General features: G+C 52.3%; 19 protein-coding genes. 7 read left to right on the forward strand and 12 right to left on the reverse strand.

Going from position 1 to position 19,185, the window contains the following annotated elements; translation table 11 throughout:
* Positions 1–81 precede the first annotated feature (81 nt).
* Positions 82–924, forward strand: a complete 843-nt coding sequence (locus Q4E93_RS07055) for a helix-turn-helix domain-containing protein (RefSeq protein ID WP_303583770.1) — start codon at positions 82–84, stop codon at positions 922–924.
* Between the two features lie 7 nt (positions 925–931).
* Here the strand turns inward: Q4E93_RS07055 and Q4E93_RS07060 are convergent, their stop codons facing one another.
* The 4 genes from Q4E93_RS07060 to Q4E93_RS07075 all read right to left on the reverse strand — a co-directional run bounded on the left by Q4E93_RS07060 (position 932) and on the right by Q4E93_RS07075 (position 4,328).
* Positions 932–1,645 carry a LytR/AlgR family response regulator transcription factor gene (locus tag Q4E93_RS07060; RefSeq protein ID WP_303583772.1) on the reverse strand — a complete coding sequence of 238 codons (714 nt, stop codon included), beginning with the start codon at positions 1,643–1,645 and terminating at the stop codon, positions 932–934.
* The gene (locus Q4E93_RS07065; RefSeq protein WP_303583774.1) at positions 1,642–2,712 is read right to left on the reverse strand and encodes a sensor histidine kinase; all 1,071 of its coding nucleotides are present in this window, start codon (positions 2,710–2,712) and stop codon (positions 1,642–1,644) included. The genes Q4E93_RS07060 and Q4E93_RS07065 overlap by 4 nt, the downstream gene beginning before the upstream one ends.
* A 126-nt stretch (positions 2,713–2,838) precedes the next feature.
* A complete protein-coding gene (locus Q4E93_RS07070) occupies positions 2,839–3,546 on the reverse strand; it encodes a porin family protein (RefSeq protein WP_303583776.1) in 708 nt (235 codons plus the stop codon).
* A gap of 14 nt (positions 3,547–3,560) precedes the next feature.
* Positions 3,561–4,328 carry a peptidase associated/transthyretin-like domain-containing protein gene (locus Q4E93_RS07075; protein ID WP_303583778.1) on the reverse strand — a complete coding sequence of 256 codons (768 nt, stop codon included), beginning with the start codon at positions 4,326–4,328 and terminating at the stop codon, positions 3,561–3,563.
* Between the two features lie 234 nt (positions 4,329–4,562).
* Between Q4E93_RS07075 and Q4E93_RS07080 the strand changes: the two genes are divergently transcribed.
* The gene (locus Q4E93_RS07080) at positions 4,563–5,306 is read left to right on the forward strand and encodes a LytR/AlgR family response regulator transcription factor (RefSeq protein WP_303583779.1); all 744 of its coding nucleotides are present in this window, start codon (positions 4,563–4,565) and stop codon (positions 5,304–5,306) included.
* Positions 5,307–5,314: 8 nt separating this feature from the next.
* Here Q4E93_RS07080 and Q4E93_RS07085 read toward each other — a convergent pair whose 3' ends face one another.
* The 3 genes from Q4E93_RS07085 to Q4E93_RS07095 are packed head-to-tail and all read right to left on the reverse strand — an operon-like array spanning position 5,315 to position 10,727.
* Entirely contained in the window at positions 5,315–8,485 is a 3,171-nt protein-coding gene (locus tag Q4E93_RS07085) for an error-prone DNA polymerase (protein WP_303583781.1), read from the reverse strand.
* A gap of 3 nt (positions 8,486–8,488) precedes the next feature.
* Positions 8,489–9,991, reverse strand: a complete 1,503-nt coding sequence (locus Q4E93_RS07090) for a Y-family DNA polymerase (RefSeq protein ID WP_303583783.1) — start codon at positions 9,989–9,991, stop codon at positions 8,489–8,491.
* Position 9,992: 1 nt separating this feature from the next.
* Complete coding sequence (locus Q4E93_RS07095) at positions 9,993–10,727, reverse strand: ImuA family protein (RefSeq protein WP_303583785.1); 735 nt, start codon at positions 10,725–10,727, stop codon at positions 9,993–9,995.
* Positions 10,728–11,231: 504 nt separating this feature from the next.
* On the opposite strand from Q4E93_RS07095, the gene Q4E93_RS07100 reads away from it, so the two are divergent.
* Entirely contained in the window at positions 11,232–12,392 is a 1,161-nt protein-coding gene (locus tag Q4E93_RS07100; protein ID WP_303583787.1) for a baeRF3 domain-containing protein, read from the forward strand.
* Between the two features lie 25 nt (positions 12,393–12,417).
* Positions 12,418–13,071 (forward strand): dienelactone hydrolase family protein, encoded by a 654-nt coding sequence (locus tag Q4E93_RS07105; protein WP_303583789.1) that lies wholly within the window; start codon positions 12,418–12,420, stop codon positions 13,069–13,071.
* On the opposite strand, the gene Q4E93_RS07110 is transcribed toward Q4E93_RS07105, so the two are convergent.
* From Q4E93_RS07110 to Q4E93_RS07125, 4 genes are read right to left on the reverse strand one after another with little or no spacing between them, the layout of a single operon-like run.
* Complete coding sequence (locus tag Q4E93_RS07110; protein WP_303583791.1) at positions 13,072–13,707, reverse strand: phosphoribosyltransferase; 636 nt, start codon at positions 13,705–13,707, stop codon at positions 13,072–13,074. It lies immediately after the preceding gene.
* Positions 13,708–13,747: 40 nt separating this feature from the next.
* Positions 13,748–14,395 carry a hypothetical protein gene (locus tag Q4E93_RS07115; protein WP_303583792.1) on the reverse strand — a complete coding sequence of 216 codons (648 nt, stop codon included), beginning with the start codon at positions 14,393–14,395 and terminating at the stop codon, positions 13,748–13,750.
* Positions 14,396–14,441: 46 nt separating this feature from the next.
* Entirely contained in the window at positions 14,442–15,203 is a 762-nt protein-coding gene (locus tag Q4E93_RS07120; RefSeq protein WP_303583794.1) for an SDR family oxidoreductase, read from the reverse strand.
* Positions 15,204–15,213: 10 nt separating this feature from the next.
* Complete coding sequence (locus Q4E93_RS07125) at positions 15,214–15,849, reverse strand: nitroreductase (RefSeq protein WP_303583796.1); 636 nt, start codon at positions 15,847–15,849, stop codon at positions 15,214–15,216.
* A 247-nt stretch (positions 15,850–16,096) separates the two neighbouring features.
* Here Q4E93_RS07125 and Q4E93_RS07130 point away from each other — a divergent pair, with 247 nt between their 5' ends.
* Genes Q4E93_RS07130 through Q4E93_RS07140 form a run of 3 tightly spaced genes read left to right on the forward strand, consistent with a single transcriptional unit; the run spans position 16,097 to position 17,729 of the window.
* Positions 16,097–16,378 (forward strand): hypothetical protein, encoded by a 282-nt coding sequence (locus tag Q4E93_RS07130; protein ID WP_303583797.1) that lies wholly within the window; start codon positions 16,097–16,099, stop codon positions 16,376–16,378.
* A gap of 13 nt (positions 16,379–16,391) precedes the next feature.
* Positions 16,392–17,243: a universal stress protein gene (locus Q4E93_RS07135; RefSeq protein WP_303583798.1), complete on the forward strand. Its 852-nt coding sequence runs from the start codon at positions 16,392–16,394 to the stop codon at positions 17,241–17,243.
* A 12-nt stretch (positions 17,244–17,255) separates the two neighbouring features.
* On the forward strand, positions 17,256–17,729 hold the full coding sequence (locus Q4E93_RS07140) for a YbhB/YbcL family Raf kinase inhibitor-like protein (RefSeq protein WP_303583799.1): 474 nt from the start codon (positions 17,256–17,258) through the stop codon (positions 17,727–17,729).
* Positions 17,730–17,745: 16 nt separating this feature from the next.
* Here Q4E93_RS07140 and Q4E93_RS07145 read toward each other — a convergent pair whose 3' ends face one another.
* Positions 17,746–19,080, reverse strand: a complete 1,335-nt coding sequence (locus Q4E93_RS07145) for an erythromycin esterase family protein (RefSeq protein ID WP_303583800.1) — start codon at positions 19,078–19,080, stop codon at positions 17,746–17,748.
* Positions 19,081–19,185: the final 105 nt, after the last annotated feature.

The following is a 19,185-nucleotide window of genomic DNA, read 5'->3' on the forward strand; positions in this document are numbered from 1 at the left end:
AACAATTGTGCTATAAATTTCAACAAATCATGCATGGCTAACTATCTGACGCAGATACCTTTGTAATTAATGATTGCAAACATGCCCATTTCCCGCGCCGGCGCTGTCCTGCCTGATCTCCGGCAAGCGCTGGCACCTGTCCCGTCTTTCCAAAAAGACCGCGCTGCCTGCCGGATACTTTTAGCCGACCAGGATAGAGATGAATTGAATGACCTTTACGAGTACCTGGGCGATATTTACCATCTTTTTACGGCAACCAGTGAGCGGAAGGCATTGAGGATAATAGAATCGCAAGAAATTCATTTACTTATCAGCGGTCTGGAACTAACAGACGCTTATGGCACTCAATTGTGCGCCCATCTCAAATCCTCCGTCCATTTTTCCCATATTCCCGTCATTCTCCTGATCGACGGCAGGTCTTCCAGGATCAAAAGCCTCCAATCGGGGGCAGACGCGTGTATAGAGCGGCCGCTGACGGAGGAATATTTGAAGGCGCAGGCCGGTAACCTTCTGGCCAACAGGGCGAGATTGAAGGACTATTTCGTCCGTTCTTTTTCTGACCATGTGCAGGGCGACGCGGGTCCGGACGAAAATGAAACATTCCTGCACAAGCTCAATGAGATCATATTTGCGCATCTCCACAACAAGGAGCTGAACGTAGACAGGCTGGCCAGGCTCATGAACATGAGCCGTCCGACCTTTTACCGAAAAGTGAAATGCGTCTCCGACCTGACGCCCAACGAGTTGGTGAATGTGGCGAGGTTAAACAGGGCGGCCGAACTGATCTCGACCACCAGCTATAAAGTATTCGAGGTGGTAAAAATGGTGGGGTTCAATTCACAAAGCAATTTTGGCAAGGCATTTTTCAGACAGTTCCATGCGACTCCGACGGAGTACCAGCGCAGGGTGAAGGGTGAAGGGTGAGCGGCTTTTATTCCAGCCGGCCGGTGAGCGCGATAAGACCGGCCCTGTAGTTGTTCCCAACCGGTAGCTCTTTGCTCCCGATGAAAACACTGTTCCTGCGGATGGCAGTAATGTGCCGGATAGATACAATATAGGACTTATGGATGCGTATGAAGTCAGATGACGGAAGGTCTTCTTCAAAGGTTTTCAAATTCATTCTCGTTACCACCGGCTTTTGCAATTGATGGAGATGTATCCGGATATAGTCCTTCAGGCCCTCGATCCAGACAATCTCGGGCAAGTTTATTTTTAAGAGATTGTAATCGGAGCTGACAAAAATATAGCCCGGATGCTTGTATATGGGAGCTTCGGCAGGCCTGCTGCGGGCCTGAAACAGTTCATAAGCCTTATTGCAGGCTTTGACAAAGCGGTCTAATGCCACCGGCTTGAGGAGATAATCTACGACATCCAGCTCGAAACCATCGAGGGCATACCGATCATAGGCGGTGATGAGGATAACTATCGGCTTCTCCGCCAGGCTTCTGAGAAACTGGAGGCCCGTCATCCCGGGCATCATGATGTCGAGGAACAGCAGGTCTACGCGCTCCTGCTGGAGGAACGGAATAGCCTGCAATGTATTGGAATATTTTCCCACCAACTGGAGATAGGGCACCTGGCTGATATTATCGGCAAGCAGCTCCAGGGCGAGGAGCTCGTCGTCAATGGCTACACATCGCATCATGGCTCAAACTGTATTTTTAAGGAGGTAAGAAAGTAGTCTTTGTCTACCGAAGTTAGAAGACAATGTTTCTGATCATATAGTAAATTCAATCTTCTCTGGACATTGGGCAGACCGATGCCTTTGGTATTATCCCTGACCTCGGTGGAAGCGGGGTCAAATTTATTTCGCACGAGGAAGCATAACTGACCGTTGCCAGCCTTGAGCTGGATATCGATCTCTGCGTCTGTGACCATCCCCGTCCCGTGCTTGAATGCATTTTCCACAAAGGGGATGAGCAGCATGGGTCCAATAACATACTCGCCTTTTGCAATCTCAATGTCCACCTTGACCTTTACCTGGTGGCCGAACCGTTGCGACTGGAGGTCGATATAGGCTTGCAGGTATTCGATCTCTTTTTCCAGGGAGACCTTCTCTTCATCCGTCTCATATAGCATATACCGCATGAGACGGGATAGTTTGATAAGGGATGGTTCCAGCTCTTCGGATCTTTTCCGCGCCAATGCCACCATGTTGTTGAGGACATTGAACATGAAATGCGGGCTTACCTGGGATCGAAGGAATGAAAGCTCGGTTCTCAGGTTTACATTTTCTTTTTCTTTTTGCAGTCTTTGCGCTTTCAGCCTGTCCCGGGTAAGTTGGAAGGCGGTGCTGCATGCAAGGACAAATAAGTAAGAGAACAGGCTAAAAAAGAGGATGGGGCGCCAAGATTGCGCGGTATGTGTGGCTGCTGTCCGGATAAAGAGCCAGTTACCGCCGGCCAGCAATAAAAAGAGCACCAGGTGAGCTCCTATGAATATACCGTACCTGCGGTGATGAAAGAACCGGGGCATCCATATCAGTGCATTGAGGTAGAAAGACAATATCAGCCACGCATCGGTGATGCGCTGCAGCAGATCGATCGCCCTTTCGTCGGGTACCGGTTCACCCGCTGCGCCCGCTGTGAAGGGAGGCCTGAGAAGATAAGGAAGAGAAAAGAAGACCGCCCACGCGAGCGCGTGCAAAAGGATAACCGTTCCTTTGCCGGAATACCAGGGGCCACTGTCGGAAGCGAGACTTCTCTTTGACATTCGGGTCAAAGGTAAAGCCAAGGACAGAAGTCCGGAGAGAATTGCGATCAATGCCCGTTTTTTGTCTACGTAGCCGGGAAAAGAAGCTGACATTGCCGGACAGCCCGTCAGGACGGGAGACTACGGTCACCTGTCGGGAGAAGACGGCGGCAGGCGGTTCCTGCCGAACTGGAAAAAAATATCGATCTGCAGCCCGCTGTTACGGAGGCGGCCGTTCTGTACAGGCAGGGAGGCGGCCGAGGCGGCGGAAGCATTGTTAATGTCTTTGAACCCAAGGTAATAACGGACGTCGATGCCAATGTTCACCGGGCTCATATATCCTATGGCCCACACCCAGCCAAAATCGTTCGGCTTATACTGGCTTTTTACAGAATAGGTGTGTTCCTTGTCCAGTAAAGCCTGGTCGATCTTTGCATCCAGCAAGAGACCGAACTGCGGGCCCGTTGCGAAATAGGTATAATAAGGAAGCTGCCACTTTAAAAGAATAGGAAAATTAAGATACTTCAGCTTGTACATTTCCGTGGCACTGACCACATAGTTGTGGCGGGGCAACGAGTAAGAACCCTGGTTATTATACAGGACTTCGGGTTGCAGATGTAATTTCCGGAAAACAGGAATGTCGAGATACGCTCCTGCGTTGACGTTCGTGCGGGGAAAATTGATCATGTTCATGGAAATGGAGCTGATCGTGGCGGTCTGCTCTTTGGAAGCCAGCATTTCGGCGAATGTCAGCCCGCCTTTAATACCGAATTTTACCTGTGGCCGGGCGTTGTATCCCAACAGGGTGGTGAAAAGAATTACGAACAGGCATCTCTTGCAGGAAATTATTGTCATAGAGGGAAATTTATTTAGTCAGGGGTTGTGATCGGTAGTTTTCTCTTCTGATCCGCCAAAAAAGATCTGCTGGATTCCAGGATGTAGCTGTACAGCTCCCAGTCTGTCTGGAAGGATCTTATAAACTCGTACCCTGGCCGGTAGATGCGCATGAACAGCTGGAGATCTGCCGAGTCCAGCCCGGTGATCCTTTTGATGATGGTTCTATTGAACCGGTGGTCAATATATTTGTCCTGTTCTTCTTCGATCAGCCATTTTTGAATCAGCGTTTTGCTTCTTCTAACGTCGCGGTGAAAAAAAATATCCATGTCCAGCGCCGCCCCGGCCATGAGACCCTGGCCGCCAGGCATCAAGCGTATATTGCGCACGAACGACCCATGTTTATATTCAAATCCTTCCCGGTTCTCGCGCCTGTTTAATACAGAATCCGCATAATAGCTATTATGATTGACGTAAACAGGCATGAGCGCTGGCCCCGTCACTTCGATGCTCACGCTAAAGGTGGCTGGATCCGGAATATCTTTTACAGGAAATGCGGCTGTCCGCTGGTTGAGATAGGAAAAGTAGATCGTATCTTCTTTTGCCACCCTGATCGAATAATGTCCTGATGAGTCGGAGACGGCTATTGCTCCCCGGGTGTTGCTGATGGTGACTTGCGGCAATCCATTGATCATTGTTTTATCATAGACCGTGCCCTGTATACACACCTGCGCATGTGCAGGAGAGGCCCACAAAATGGGCAGCACAAAGGGTATGACGGGGATAAAACCATTTTTTATCATCGTTGGTAAAATTGCGATGGATGGCGCATCCCATAAAACCGTATCGACAAAAGGAGGCCATCATCCGATGAAAGGCTTCATATGTCCGATGTCGGCCGCGTCGCCGACAATAAAAAATTTCACAGATGAAATTCCCCGTTTGATCGCCAGTGAGTCTTATTATGTTGCTTCTTTTATCACCGCAGGTGTCATTGGGCTAACTTTACCTTATTTCGATGGTCTGGAACTGAACTTATGATGGTCAACTGTATCGCTATTGACGACGAGCCGCTGGCTTTGAGCCTTGTCAGCACATTTATCGAACAGACGCCTTTCCTGCGGCTGAAAGGTTGTTACGGCAATGTTGCAACGGCGTTCCAGGCTCTCTGTGAAACAGACGTGCAGTTGATCTTCCTGGATATTCAAATGCCGGATATCAGCGGGATGCAGCTGGCCCGTATCCTGAGCGCGGGCAATATGCCCGTGCGGCCACGTATAATTTTTACCACGGCCTATAACCACTATGCCATCGAAGGCTACAAGGTGGATGCAGTCGATTACCTGTTGAAGCCATTCAATTATGACGAGTTCTTACGCGCTGCCAACAGGGCCAGGCTTGGCATGGATATTTCCGGAGGTGTCAGGCCCGCCATTCCCCAGGCAAATCCGCCCGGACAGGGGTATCTATTTGTCAAGGCGGATCATCAGCTGGTGAAGGTTGATTTCGGGGACGTCAGGTATGTGGAAGCATTCAGGGATTATATCAAAGTGTATACCGTGGGGAACGACAAGCCTGTGATGTCGCTGGCCACGCTGAAAAGTGTGGAAGAAAAGCTGCCTGCCGGTCAGTTCCTGAGGGTGCATAAATCTTTCATTGTATCCCTGGCAAAGATCGATACGATCACGAAATCCTCTGTTCACGTCGGCAATGTGGCTATTACGATTGGGAACCAGTACAGGGAAGGGCTCAGGCGGTTCATCGACAGGTGGACAATCTGATGACCTCCTCACTTAAAATTTCTTCCTTTATCAAACACGTCCATTTGCGCCGGGATCTCCTTTTTCGTGGAATTATCACCGGCGTCCATCAAACCTGCGAACAAGCGGTTGAGATTATAACACTTCTTTACCACTACATGGATGACCTCTCCTTCCTTTTGTAATTTGCCTTCCACCATTAGCAGCCGGGATTGCAGGATCGCCTTGCGGTATTGATCAAAAAGCGCCCGGAACACCACCAGGTTGGCAGTGCCTGTCTCATCTTCAATGGTAATAAAAACGACGCCGCTGGCTGTCCCGGGCCGTTGGCGGACCAGCACCAGACCGGCAACCTGGACGTAGTCCCCATCTTTTCTCTCCGACAGCTGCGCTGTCGATATGATATGCAGCTGCTGCAGCTTCTCCCGGACGAAGCTGACGGGGTGAGCTTCCAGGGACAAGGACGTGGCGGCATAATCCTGCAGGACATGCTCGCCGGCGGTCATATGAGGCAAGGTTACTTTTTCTTCTGCCGGGGTGGCTGCCGGCTTACCCACGAACAGACCGACGGGCGGATCGGTGCGGGACAGCTCCCACAATGCCTGGCGGCGAAGCAGGCCCAGTGATCGCAGGCCGTTGGCCCGGGCCAGCTTTTCCAGGGCAGCCGGCGGGATTCCGGCGGCATGCAGCTCGTCCATGCTGGCATATCCCTCCTTCCGGCTTTTTACCAGCAGCTGCATATCTTCCTCGCGGAGTCCTTTCACCTGACGGAATCCCAGGCGCAGCGCCCGGGGTTTACCTTCGGACATTTCCAGTGTATTATCCCATTGCGAAGCATTGACGTCCACGGGCCTGACCTCGACGCCATGTTTGCGTGCATCGATGACGATCTGGGCCGGGCGGTAGAAGCCCATCGGCATGCTGTTCAGGAGCGCGCAGGCGAATACGTCGGGGTAGTAACATTTTATCCAGGAAGACACGTACACCAGCAGCGCGAAGCTGGCGGCATGGCTTTCGGGGAATCCATAGGAACCGAATCCTTCCAGCTGCCGGAAGATGCGTTCGGCAAAATCCAGCGTGTACCCATTTTTCAGCATGCCGTTGATCAGCTTTTCCTTAAAGCCGGCGACCATCCCCTTGGCTTTGAAGGTCGCCATGCTGCGGCGCAGCTCGTCCGCCTCTGCCGGAGAGAACCCTGCGGCCACAATGGAGATCTTCATGGCCTGTTCCTGGAACAGCGGCACGCCCTTGGTCTTACCCAGGATCTCTTCCAGCTCTTTAGAAGGATATTCTATGGGCTCCAGTCCATCGCGTCTGCGGAGATAGGGATGGACCATATCTCCCTGGATGGGGCCGGGCCGGACAATGGCTACTTCAATGACGAGGTCATAGAAACAGCGGGGTTTGAGGCGAGGCAGCATCGCCATCTGGGCGCGGCTTTCGATCTGGAAGACCCCAATGGTATCAGCCCGGCAGATCATGTCGTACACGGCAGGATCATCTTCGGGAATATTGGCCAATGTGAGGTCCAGGCCATATTGCGCTTTTGCCAGGTCGAAGGCCTTGCGGATACAGGTCAGCATGCCGAGGGCCAGCACATCGATCTTCAAAAAGCCCAGGGCATCAATATCGTCCTTGTTCCATTCGATGCAGGTGCGGTCTTCCATGCGGGCGTTGAGGATGGGGCATAAGTCCGACAATTTTCCCTGCGTGATGACAAAGCCACCCGTATGCTGACCCAGCTGCCGGGGAAACCCCATGAGCTGCTGTGTCAGGTGCAGCACCTGGCGGAGACGGCGATCCTCCGGGTTGAACCCGTGTTCGATGAGGCGTTGCCGTTCGATGCCATCCATCGTGAACTCGCCCAGGAAACTTGAAAGCTTGCTGACCGTGTCGATGGATAGCCCCATCGCCTTGCCGACATCCCGGATAGCGCCTTTCTGCCGTTCCTGGGTCACGGTGGCTACGATGGCGGCGCGGTCGAGGCCGTATTTCCGGTAAACGTACTGGATCACTTCTTCCCGTCTTTCGTGTTCGAAGTCCACATCGATGTCCGGCGGTTCATTGCGTGCGGCTGACAGGAAGCGTTCGAAGAGCAGGTCGATCTTAGTGGGATTGACGGAAGTGATGCCCAGGCAGTAGCAAACCGTGGAGTTGGCCGCCGAACCCCGTCCCTGGCAGAGGATATTCTGCTGCCGGGCGAAACGGACGAGGTCATGTACTGTAAGAAAATAGGATGCGTAATTCATCTGCCCGATAAAGTTTAGCTCGTGGTGAATGGCCGCCACGGTCTTTTCGGGTATCTTCTCCCCAAAATGCCTGTGGGCTCCTTCCCATGTGAGTAAGGTCAATTCTTCTTGCGGGGTGCGTCCTTCACTGGTAAACTCCTCGGGATAGACATATTGCAGCGTGTCCAGCGAGAACCGGCATGCATCGGCAATGACCTGTGTCTGCCGAAGGGCGTCGGGATAATTCCGGAAAAGGCGCTGCATTTCTGCAATGGGCTTCAGGAAGCGTTCCGCATTTTGATGGAGCCTGAATCCGGCCGTATCGATGGTGCATTTTTCCCGGATGCAGGTGAGCACATCCTGCATGTAGCGGCGTTCCGGCTCATGATAATGCACATCGTTCGTTGCTGCCAGGGGCATCCCCAGCCGGCTCGCCAGCTGTGAAAGGCGGTGCAGCTGCCTGGCATCATCGCCCAGGTAGCGACGGGTGGCGGCCAGGTAAAGATCCCGGGAGATTGCCTCCCGGTACTCCTGAAGCGCATGGACGAACGCCGGCGCTATTTCAAAGGAGGGTGTTAAGGATACGGGTGGGATGACCATGAACTGAATGCCTTCTTTCTGCGCATATACATCCGCTTTATACAGATGACATTCGCCTTTTTCCGCCCGGAGGTTGCCTGTTGTCAGCAAGGCCGACAGACGGCCATATGCGGCTTTGTCCCTGGGATAGGCCAACAGGGACGGGCCATCCAGGAGGTCCAGCCGGCAGGCCGGGATGATGCGCATGCCTTTGGCTTTGGCAGCGACGTGCCCCCGTACGATGCCGGCGAGGCTGTTGCGGTCGGTGATGGCGATGGCAGTATATCCATAGGCGGCGGCCTGGTCCACGAGCTCTTCCGGGTGCGATGCGCCCCGTAAAAAGCTGAAGTTGGTCGTCACCTCCAATTCCGTATAGTCGATATTCGCTTTCATGACTTATGCAAAAAAACCGTGGAGGAACCATTGGTTCGACTGATCCGCCTTATATGGACCGGACCGGAAGATCCAATAGCGCTGCCCCTCTTCATCTTCCACCTGATAATAATCCCGTCGCGGTCCTTTCTCCAGCCACCACTCCTGTTCGATGCGCTCCGGTCCATCTGCTTTTTTGATCCGGTGCACCTTGCCGAGATAACGGAAGAGCATGGGCGGATAATCCGGGATGGGCGCCGTCACCCCGATCTGTACCGGTGCTTTCAGGAGCCGTATGGGTCTTGGCCGGTCGGCGGGCCAGGGAATGGATGGGAGCTCCTGTAAAGAGGATGCAAGTTTGATGGAACGTTCCGGCCAGTAGTGTTCGTCCGGCAGGTAGCGATGGATGCCCGACTCCCCCATCTTACCGGCCAGCCTGTCCAGCAATTCCGCCACCCGAGGATCGGCAACGCCGCCACTTTCTTTCCACAGCATGATCTGCCCGGGCGGACAATCTTCCACCACCGGCGCTTCCAGCGTGAAGAGCTCGATACCCGGATCGGGCGCAAGGCTGGCGATCTTCTCTTCAAATAATTTATAGAGGTGTGCGGCCCGGTGTGACGGATAATGTGTACCAATGGCGATGGATGCTGCCTTACCGTCTAATTTGTGACAGGTGAAGGCGGCAGTGCGCAACCCTTTTTCTTCCGACTGCAGGCGATGGCACAGCGTATCCAGGAGGCGGGACAGGGCGATCTCGATCCCTGTCCGCGTAGCGATCGGCTCCAGGCAGGGTAGCCGTTCGCGATATTGTACGGGCGGCTCGACGGGCTGGATCATCTCTTCCACCCTGCCCAGCGCCCTGTCCAGCTGCAGCAGGAGCTCCGGACCAAAACGCCGGCGGAGCGCAGCCCGCGGCATGGCGATCAGGTAATGCAGGCGGTTCAATCCCAATGGATGCAAACGGTCCAGGATCTCCGGGCTCAGCCGAAGCGCTGCCGGCGGCAAGTTCAGCAAGGCGGTGGACTCACTACCGCCGTGGGCGATCAGCTCTCCCTGACCGAAGCGGGACATGGCCCAGGCGGCGCCAATGGTGCCTGCCATCGCAGCCCGCACGTCGTAGCCCAGTGTTGCCAGGCGGGTGGTGATCTCCTGCAAATAAGCCGCTTCCCCACCCCACAAGTGAGCGCAGCCTGTCACCTCAAGGATCAGTCCGTCGGGGGGATCGATGGCAGTGACGGGCGTATAGCGCACTGTCCACCGGGCGAGGGCCATCAATAATTTTTCCGCGCGGTCCGGCACGTCGTCCAGCACTTCCAGGGAAGGGAAGATCGCCCGGGCATCGGCGACCACCATGCCACAGTCGATGCCTTGTCGCTGCGCCAGGATATTGGCAGCCGTGATCACCTTGCGTCCATGCACATTTTCCGCCAGGACAAAAGGTATTTGCCGCAAAGCAGGCTGCCGGATGGCGAGCCAATCCGTCGTCAGGTGACGGAACCAGATGGTCATAAAACGCCGGTGCATGCTATCCTGTTTTGCGTTGTGGTTCGTGCAGGCTGGCCGGCATGACGGGCGCCAATATATGGAACTGGCCGGCCGACCATTCCACCTGCCATTTGCCGGGTCTTCCGTTGCGTACTTTTAACAGCTGCACCTCCCAACGGGGAAAACCTACGCCGGGGAGGCCATCTTCTATTACGGAGGGCAAAGGAGACACCTTCCAGCGTGCCACGGAGGCAACTGCATTCTTATGACGAGGTTGATGCCGCAGCAGAAGGCCCGTCACCCGGCTGTGCTCGACGGCCAGCTGCAGCCTGCGGGAGGCGGTGAGATCGATGTCGCGGCATTCGCCTACGACAGCCGCCAGTCCTTCGCACTGCAAGGCTTCTTCCATGGCCCAGAGGATATCTTTTTCCCGGCGGAGGTCGATGAAGATGAGACGCTCCGCTGCTACTCCGAAAGCTGCCAGCGCGGACGGAAAAAGAGTCCGGGCAGTGCCGATCCATATGCAGGCGCCACCCTGTAAAAGCAGTTTGCCCAGCAGAGCGGAGAGGAAGCCCTGCGTAGCGGCCGACTGTTCGGCGGTGTCGCTCATCCACTCATGCACGGCCCCGGTGGGGAAATGTCCAGTGGGAAAGGCGGCTTCCACCGGACCCAAGCCCATGCTGGCCGCCCTGTCTGAAGCCGGAGGGCGAAACCCTTGCAAGGGGAGGATATCCATTTGCAACCGGGCCATGATGTCCTTATTGCTCGCGTGCATGGACGGGTGGTTTGGTGGTGAAAGTGTTTTCACTGCGAAAATACTAAATATTTTAGTATCCTGGTCAAAAATGTTATACCTTTCGTCTTTTCGTACCAGCACCCAGGAAAGGTCACAAAAGCAAATAGCAAAAAACAAAGGGAGCGGAAACTGCCTTAAATTCTCCTGCACCAAAGATCACACAAAAAAGGCGGGCACTAGCAGGCCGCCTCAATCGACGTTGATAGTTTTGCGGTCTTTTAAAAGCGCTATTCTAGCAGCGTCTTACTTACCCGGCAATTTTCCTGGTCAGCGTAACAGTTTTTATACTGTGTTGCGGTCGGTTAGTTTACTGTCCTTTGAACAGCTATATCTATCTTCCTGACTGACCGATCTCCTCCGGGGAACGTTGAAACAAAGATAGCTCCTCTTTTATACTGAAAAGAATGACGGTTCTCACGGGGGAAATTGATTGTCGTCACCGTTGCTCAGGCACCCGGTGATTACCTTTATAAGAAATTTTCCATGGTAAAAATAATTTCTTCCGCATCCAGTCGCGATCTGAACGAAGAGGGATTGGTGAGGTCATTGCAGAAAGAAAAAGGGAAAATATGCATTTCCATCATCGTCCCCACGCATAAACTTTCTCCGGAAAGAAGGATCGATCATTTAGTGCTTGACAAGGCGATCCGGGAGGCCAAAAAATATCTGGCGCAAAATTACAGGGAGGAAGAGATCAGGCTCCTGCAAGCATCCATCGATGATTTGTACGCGAGGATCGACTTCGTCCATAATGCAGCTGGGATTGGGCTGTTTGTTTCCGCGAACATACAGGAGTTGGTCCCATTCTTTTTCCCTGTGAAGGAGAAAGTGATCATCGGCCGTTCGTTCGAGATCAGGGATCTGCTGTACCAGGCGTATTACTCCCACCCCTATTACACCTTACTATTAAGCGAGAAAGAAGCGAGGCTTTTCGAGGGCAGGCTAAACACGCTCCTTGAAATAAAAGACAACAACTTCCCCAAAAAATATGTGGACGATTATGTCTATACCCGCCCTTCCCGCGGCTCGTCCTTTGTCGGCAATGCCTTTGTGAAAGAATATGAAAAAGATAAATCCCAACTGGAAGAGATACGCTATCAACGTTTCTGCGGGCTGGTGGAAGACGGATTGAAAGCCTATCTTACCAACAATCATATCCTCCTGATCATAGCCGGAGCGAAAAAAGACCTGTCCTATTTTGGAAAGGTTACTCATCACAATAAGCATATCATAGGGGAAGTGGCCGGCAATTACTCCTACACTACGTTAACGGAACTGGGAGTGCTGGCCTGGGACGTCCTCAGGTCACACCTGGACAAGGAGAAACAACAGCTGATCGGGGAGTTTGGTGAAAAGATCGGCGAGGGGCGCGGCATCACCGGCATTCACGAGATATGGAAGGCGGCCAAAGAAGGAAGAGGGCTAAAGCTCCTCATAGAAAAGGACCATTCGCTGCCTGGCTTTCTACCCAGAGGGAATGAGTATGATCTGCGGCTGCAACCGCCCAAAAAGCCTCACCAGGTGCTTGCTGACGCCGTCGACGACCTTATGGAAGTACTGTTGGAAAAGAATGGCAGCGTGATACTGCTGGAAAATGATTCGTTGAAGGAACGTCAGGGCATGGCCCTGATCACCAGGTATTAGTTCATTGCAAGTAAAACTTTCAGCTATGAATTTCCGATTTAATAATGAAGTGTCGATCGCGGTGGAAGAAGTCGCCTTGCAAGGAGATTTGATCATCCCCCGGGAGGCAAAGGCAATCATCATCTTTTCCCATGGCAGCGGCAGCAGCCGCCTGAGTCCCCGGAATAGGATGGTAGCGCAGCAATTACAGGAAAAGGGGTTTGGAACGCTTTTGCTTGACCTGCTCACCCCGGTGGAAGACGAACAATACGCCAACCGGTTTGACATCCATCTCCTCACCAGGCGTTTAACCGGGGCTACCCGCTGGATGAGCGCTTTCGCGGAGGCACGCAACTGTTCCATCGGGTATTTTGGCGCCAGCACAGGGGCGGCCTCAGCACTTAGCGCTGCAGCCGGGCTCCGGGAAGTAAATGCCATCGTATCCCGCGGCGGAAGACCGGATCTGGCCATGGACGCACTGGAAAAAGTGACGGCGCCCACTTTACTGATCGTCGGCGGCCTTGATCACGAAGTGCTGGAGCTGAATACGCAGGCATATAACCGGCTTACCTGTGAGAAGAAACTAGAAATCATACCAGGGGCGTCCCATTTATTCGAAGAGTATGGCACGCTGGATACAGTCGCTGAAATGGCCGGCAGGTGGTTCAGCAGGCATTTGTTGGCCGAAGCATACCCCTAGCTATCCTGCCTTTTTTATATCCCTCTTCCATTTATCCAAGTAATACATTACTTCTTCATCACTCACCTGTTCGAAATTCTCGTAAAATGCGCCCACTCCGTAAAACTCTTCCGGTATAAGCACGGTTATCAATTCATCTACCGCCCTGGACAATTTCCGAACAGCGCTTTGGGACGCCACCGGAACTGCTATGACAATTTTTGCCGGATTATCTTTGCGCAGCATGCTGATGGTGCCCATCAATGTGTTCCCGGTGGCGATGCCATCGTCGATAACAATCACTGTTTTGTCCGTGAGCACTTCCGGCTCTTTATTCCCCATGAATTTCCGGTACATTTCCTTCAGCCTTTCCCTTATTGTTTTAATCTCCCGGTCAATATAGAACTGCGATACGCCGGGATAGGGAATGACAAAGGAGTCGGTGAGGCTGACTGCGCCGATGGCGAATTCCCTGTTGGTAGGGTGACCGATCTTTTTTGTGAGCACCAGGTCCAGAGGCATACCCAGCTCTTTGGCAACGGCATAGGCAATCGGTACGCCGCCTCTGGGAACGGCGAGTATTACCCCCTCCTTATCCTGGTACTTTCTCAGTTTTTCAGCCAGCAGCTTCCCGGCTTGTATCCTATCTGTAAACATGGCGATATATTTATTTTCATTAGAAATACATGTGACATTATCAGGGAGCGATGACCCTCTTATCGATCATATCATCAATAATATTCTTTGCATAGCGCCTTGCCATTTCGGGGGTAGGATTCCTGCTAAAAGCTTTCGATTGTCCGGACCATAAGAGCTCTCCCGTAGCCAGCAAATAAAGATTGCTTTCCAACAGCACTTCAACATCCGTAGTGTAATAACCGGGTTCGCTATAGTAGCCCCAAACCCTGCGATAATACCCATAAAACCCGCGATAGAATCCCACAGGAGCATAATAGAAGCTGCCAGGCACCCACCGGTCGTGTTCATTAATATTCAGGACGCGGACGGTGAGCGCCCCATCAAACGCCTTGTCCAGCAACATCCCGCGCATGGCTGCGGAATCGTTCATTTTCGCAAAATCGGGACCGAATTCGTCCAGGCTTGTTGCGGCAGCAAAGCCGCGGTCCTGCAATTCGCCCTTTATGTTATCCTCTGCCAGCTTTCGCTTTTCCAGATCCTTGCCAATGGCTGTTACCAGTATTTTCGAGAATCGTACGGGCTGAACGTTCCTATCGCTCCAGGATGCCGTCAATTTGACGGAGGGGCTGCAGGAAATGAACAGCTGCAGCGAAAAGATCAATACCAGCGACTGGACCGCGAGCATCATTTTAATATTCTTTTTCATGACTTATTGATTTATGTTATCCAGGATGTCCCGTCAACGGCTTATGTCAGGATGCGATCCATCCTCCGTCCACCGGCAGGGCATGCCCGGTGACAAAAGACGCCGCATCGGAGCAGAGCCAAACCACTGCTTCTGCCACTTCACCGGGTTCGCCGAAGCGACCTACGGGCTCCATGTTGGCGAATTGTTGTTCCACTGCTTTGTCTTTTCCCGTGATCCTGTCAATCATCGCGGTCCTGATGACACCCGGGCACACGGCATTGATACGTACCCCCGACTTTGCATTTTCCAATGCTGCTGTCCTGGTAAGGCCTACTACTGCATGCTTGCTGGCCACATAAGCCGGAAGTCCCGGAAAACCTATGAGGCCGGCAACAGACGCGCAATTCACAATGGCACCTTTTCCCTGCCGGAGCATATGGGGCAATTCGTGTTTCATGCACAACCAGATGCCCGTGAGGTTGACGGCAAGCGTTCTTTCCCAGTTGTCCTGCGTGCATTCGTGCGTAGGAGCCGATACGCCTTCGATGCCTGCGTTGTTAAACGCAAAATCCAGCCGGCCATATGCAGAAAAGGTCTTATCGATCATGGCCGTTATGTCGCCGGCTGCTGAAACATCACATTTCACAAACAGCGCTTCCCCTCCTGCAGCCTCGATCTGCTTAAGCGTCGCCTGCTCTTTATCTTCTACCAGGTCGGCGATGACCACCTTTGCGCCACTGACGGCGAAGGCCAGGGCAGCCGCCTGACCGATGCCGAAACTGCCGCCTGTTACTATGGCAACCTTGTTCTCAAAGATCTTTTCCATATACCCTTATTTAATCGATGAATAATACATTATCCCTGGCCCTTTCGTGCGCCTTTGGCGATTCGTCCCCGTAGCCCAGGATGATAGCCAGGTGTACCTCTTCGGAATCCGGAACATGCAGCCTGGAATAAATCTTTGTCTTTACTACAAATTTCCCGAAACCCACCGGGCAGCTGTCCAGTCCAACCGACCTCGCCGCCAGCATGATATTCTGGGCGCACATTCCTATGTCCAGGGGGGCCCATTCATTATCCCGGGAGGCCGTGAGAAAAATGACCACCGGAGCTTCGTAAAAAACCGGGTCTTTCAAAGCGTGAAGATTGATCCCATGGACAAAATGCAACAGCCCTGCCGCAGCCTTTATCACCTGCTTTATGCCGGATATGCCTGAACTCAGCGCTCCCTTCATCGCAATGGCGGCTATTTCCCTGGAAAAAGCCTGTATTGTGTCTTTGCCCGTGAGGACATAAAAGTGCCAGGGTTGTTTATTCATTGCTGATGGAGCCATCCGTCCCGCATCCAGGACCTGCTCTATCAATTTCCTGTCTACAGGTGTATTCTTGTATTTTCTGACGGCACGACGTTCATAAATGGCCTTTCCCGTTTCTGTCGTTCTCACGGTCCTGGCGGCAATGCTGGTTTCCATGATCAAATGATTTTAAATAGATGAATATGTGGAAGATAGGCTGCGAAATGGACGGGATTTTCGTCCAGGTTCTGGCTGTCAGTGGCCAAGAGTATCTTTTCCATAAGAATTTTTCATGAAGCTATTCCCTATTTCCTCTGCCGGCAATGATAGCCGTCAACCACCGTGCTGATTAGAATCAAGCAGGAAGCAATCTTTATCATTCTTTTCGGAACCAAGGATGGGTAACTTGAAGAAAACAATTTGTATGGGACCTCCCAAAACACCCTGGTCGAATGCACTTTTTGGAATCTTCCTGCAGGATATCTGTGCTATAAGACATAAACATCCCCGAACCTTCGGGGGTAAGTACTATAGATTTGATTATGCCGTGATGGAGGGCGGCGGGTACTGCCTGTCCATCGAGCCGGATGACCTATCCAAAACAGTGAAAAGGGAAATTACACAAGCTTTTGACAAGCGGCTGAATCAAGGTACTTCATCTGTTGCAGGCGCAGGGATGAATGGAGGTCTTGGGGCCCGTGTTTAAAAACACTTTTCATATGAAGACATTTCTGATAGCAACCGATTTTTCACCCGCCTCCAGGAATGCCATGCAATACGGCATAGAACTCGCGAGGGCATTCAATGGCAGAGTGGTCCTGACGAGTGCGTACGAGCAGGTGCCTGTTACCGTTGCAGAGCCTCTGGTCCTGGTTGCGCCAGACATGGGTGCGATCGTAACGCAGAAGCTGGAAGCGGAGGCGGACCATCTGAATATCGAAAAGGCCACACCTGTTGAAATACTTGCAAAGGAAGGGCAGGCCTCCCATGCGATCCTTAAAGCGGCGGCAGAAGTGCATGCGGACCTTATTATTGCAGGAATGAAGGGAAGCGGGAAAGCGACCCGGAAGCTACTTGGCAGTACTGTCACTTCGCTGGCAAGAAAGAGCAGCGTACCATTAGCGGTCATACCGGAGGAAGCCTCTTACAAAAGTCCGGGAACCATAGCGCTGGCCAATGATATTTCCATGCAAGCGGACACGCATTTATTAGACACCCTTCGTAGCCTGGTGGAAAAGTTCCAGTCGAAACTATACATCATAAGGGTAATTACCAAGCAATCCGACGAAGTGGTGGAAGTGCTGAACCGGCCTTCCAATCTGAGCAAGATGGTGGGGAAACTGGAGCCTCTGTATGAATATCCGCTGGACAAGAATATCACCAGGGCCCTGAATGATTTTATCTCAACGCATCATGTCGATATGCTGGCCATGATCCCACATAAGGAGGTCCTGCCAGAAAGGTGGTTCCTCCGGAGCAATACCAGGGAAATGCTTTTTAAAACGACTATTCCACTGCTGATCCTGCCGGAAGCGCCTCATAAGCAACATACACATTCCATTATTTTCTAAAAATCAACGGGTATGAAAGCAGCTGTATCAAATCAAACGGAAGTATCCTATTACACGATGAAAATAAGCAGCGAGGCGGTGGACGAAAAAGGATTTATTCTGCCGCAGTATACTTGTTCCGGGGCGAATATAAGCCCTCCCCTGGATATAGCCGGCATCCCGGAAGGAACCAGGAGCCTGGCGATCATTGTCGATGATCCGGATGCTCCGGGCGGCGATTGGGTCCATTGGGTGGCCTGGAATATTCCCGTTACCAGGCATATTAAAGAGGCCAGGCAGATGGAGGAGCAGGGTGTCAATGATTTCCGGCAAAACAGGTATGACGGTCCTTGTCCTCCCCATGGGATACATCACTATCACTTTAAGGTATATTCATTGGATTGCCGGCTCAGCCTGACAGAAAAAACCACTAAGAAGGTCCTGGATCAGGCGATGCAGGGACATATCCTGGGGTTCGGCGAGCTGATCGCTTTGTACAGGAGATGAGGATGGATGAACCTGCTCAAACGCCAAATGGAAAGGTTTCCGGCATTTGGTGACCATCAGGCTGGATGTGCAATGGATGCAAGGCTGTCGTCTCGTCAAAATAGATAAAAGCATCGTACCGTAGCGGAAGAACGCTGGGAACATAGTTCCCGTATTTTTCATATTGAGGATTGTATACTACTCCAATGGCGCGATGCCCTATATGATTTTCCATGAACACGTCGTGATGAAAATCATTCATTATTAATAATTTATTCTTTCTGCTGGCGGCGTGCAACAAATATTCCCACGTTTCCTTGGGGGCAGGGGGAACGTCCATTTTCTGCATTTCGGCCCCCCAGCCATGTCCGGCAATTACCGATCCCTTGTAGCAGCCGAACCCTACGAGCACTACCCTATCATCATGATATTTCATCCTGGCCAGCTCGCCTATGTTATACATGCCCTCGGCGCTCATATCGGTTGCCCGGGCATCGCCCACATGCGTATTATGGGCCCAGACGATGGCCTTTGCGTCATCGCCGTGAAATTCCAGCAGGCGGTCCAGCGTCTGGGCCATATGTTCATCGCGGACGTTCCAGGAATGGGGGCCGCCATGGATCATTGCACGGTAATATTTTTCCGCATTTACCGTCACCAGCGCATTTTGTTCGACATTGAACACATTCTCATGGTCAGTATTATACGAGGGAAGCCTCCTCTGGATCTCCTTCAGTAAACGTACCGCTTCATTTTCGCATAATTCCGGGACGAATTGGGTTGCTCTTGCATAGGACTGCCCGTCCTCGCGCCTGTAAGGTTCGAAGCATTTGAATGCCTCTTCCGCCACCTTCAGCGCCCGGGGATCTGTCCGTCCCAGGTATTGCATGATGCTCTCCATGCTTTCCCACAGGCTGTAGACGTCCAACCCGTAAAATCCTACTTTTTTGTTGAAAGCCAGGGTGCGGTTGTATTGCTGCAGCCAGTCTGCGAATGCGACGATCTCCCAATTGGCCCACATCCAGGTGGGCCACCGATTGAAAGAATGAAGGACATTGTATGCTCCTTTACCCTCTTCAGTATGATTTTTAATGTATCTGTTCAGGTGGTAGCAATCGGGCCAATCCCCTTCGACTGCAATGAAGCTGAAGCCTTTTTCTTCGATCAGCCGCCTGGAAATATAGCTGCGCCAGTTGTAGTAGTCGTGGGTACCATGCGAAGCTTCCCCCAGCATTACAATCCTGGCTCCGCCTATCCGCTGAAACAAAGGGTCCAGGCTATTACGATCTGTCAGGGGATAAGCCCATTGTTTAATGGCGGCGGTCGCTTCCTCTTCATCTATTACAGATGGTTTGGTAAAGTAGCGGGACATGATAAAACGTTTCTTAAAGTAAGTCTATATTACCAGTTAATTGGATGAGGGCTGTCAGGTGGCAGAATGATTGATATCATCATAAAGGTGAAGCGAGCTAATTAT

The sequence above is a fragment of the Flavitalea plasmicola genome, assembly GCF_030546645.1.
Taxonomy (GTDB): Bacteria; Bacteroidota; Bacteroidia; order Chitinophagales; family Chitinophagaceae; genus Puia.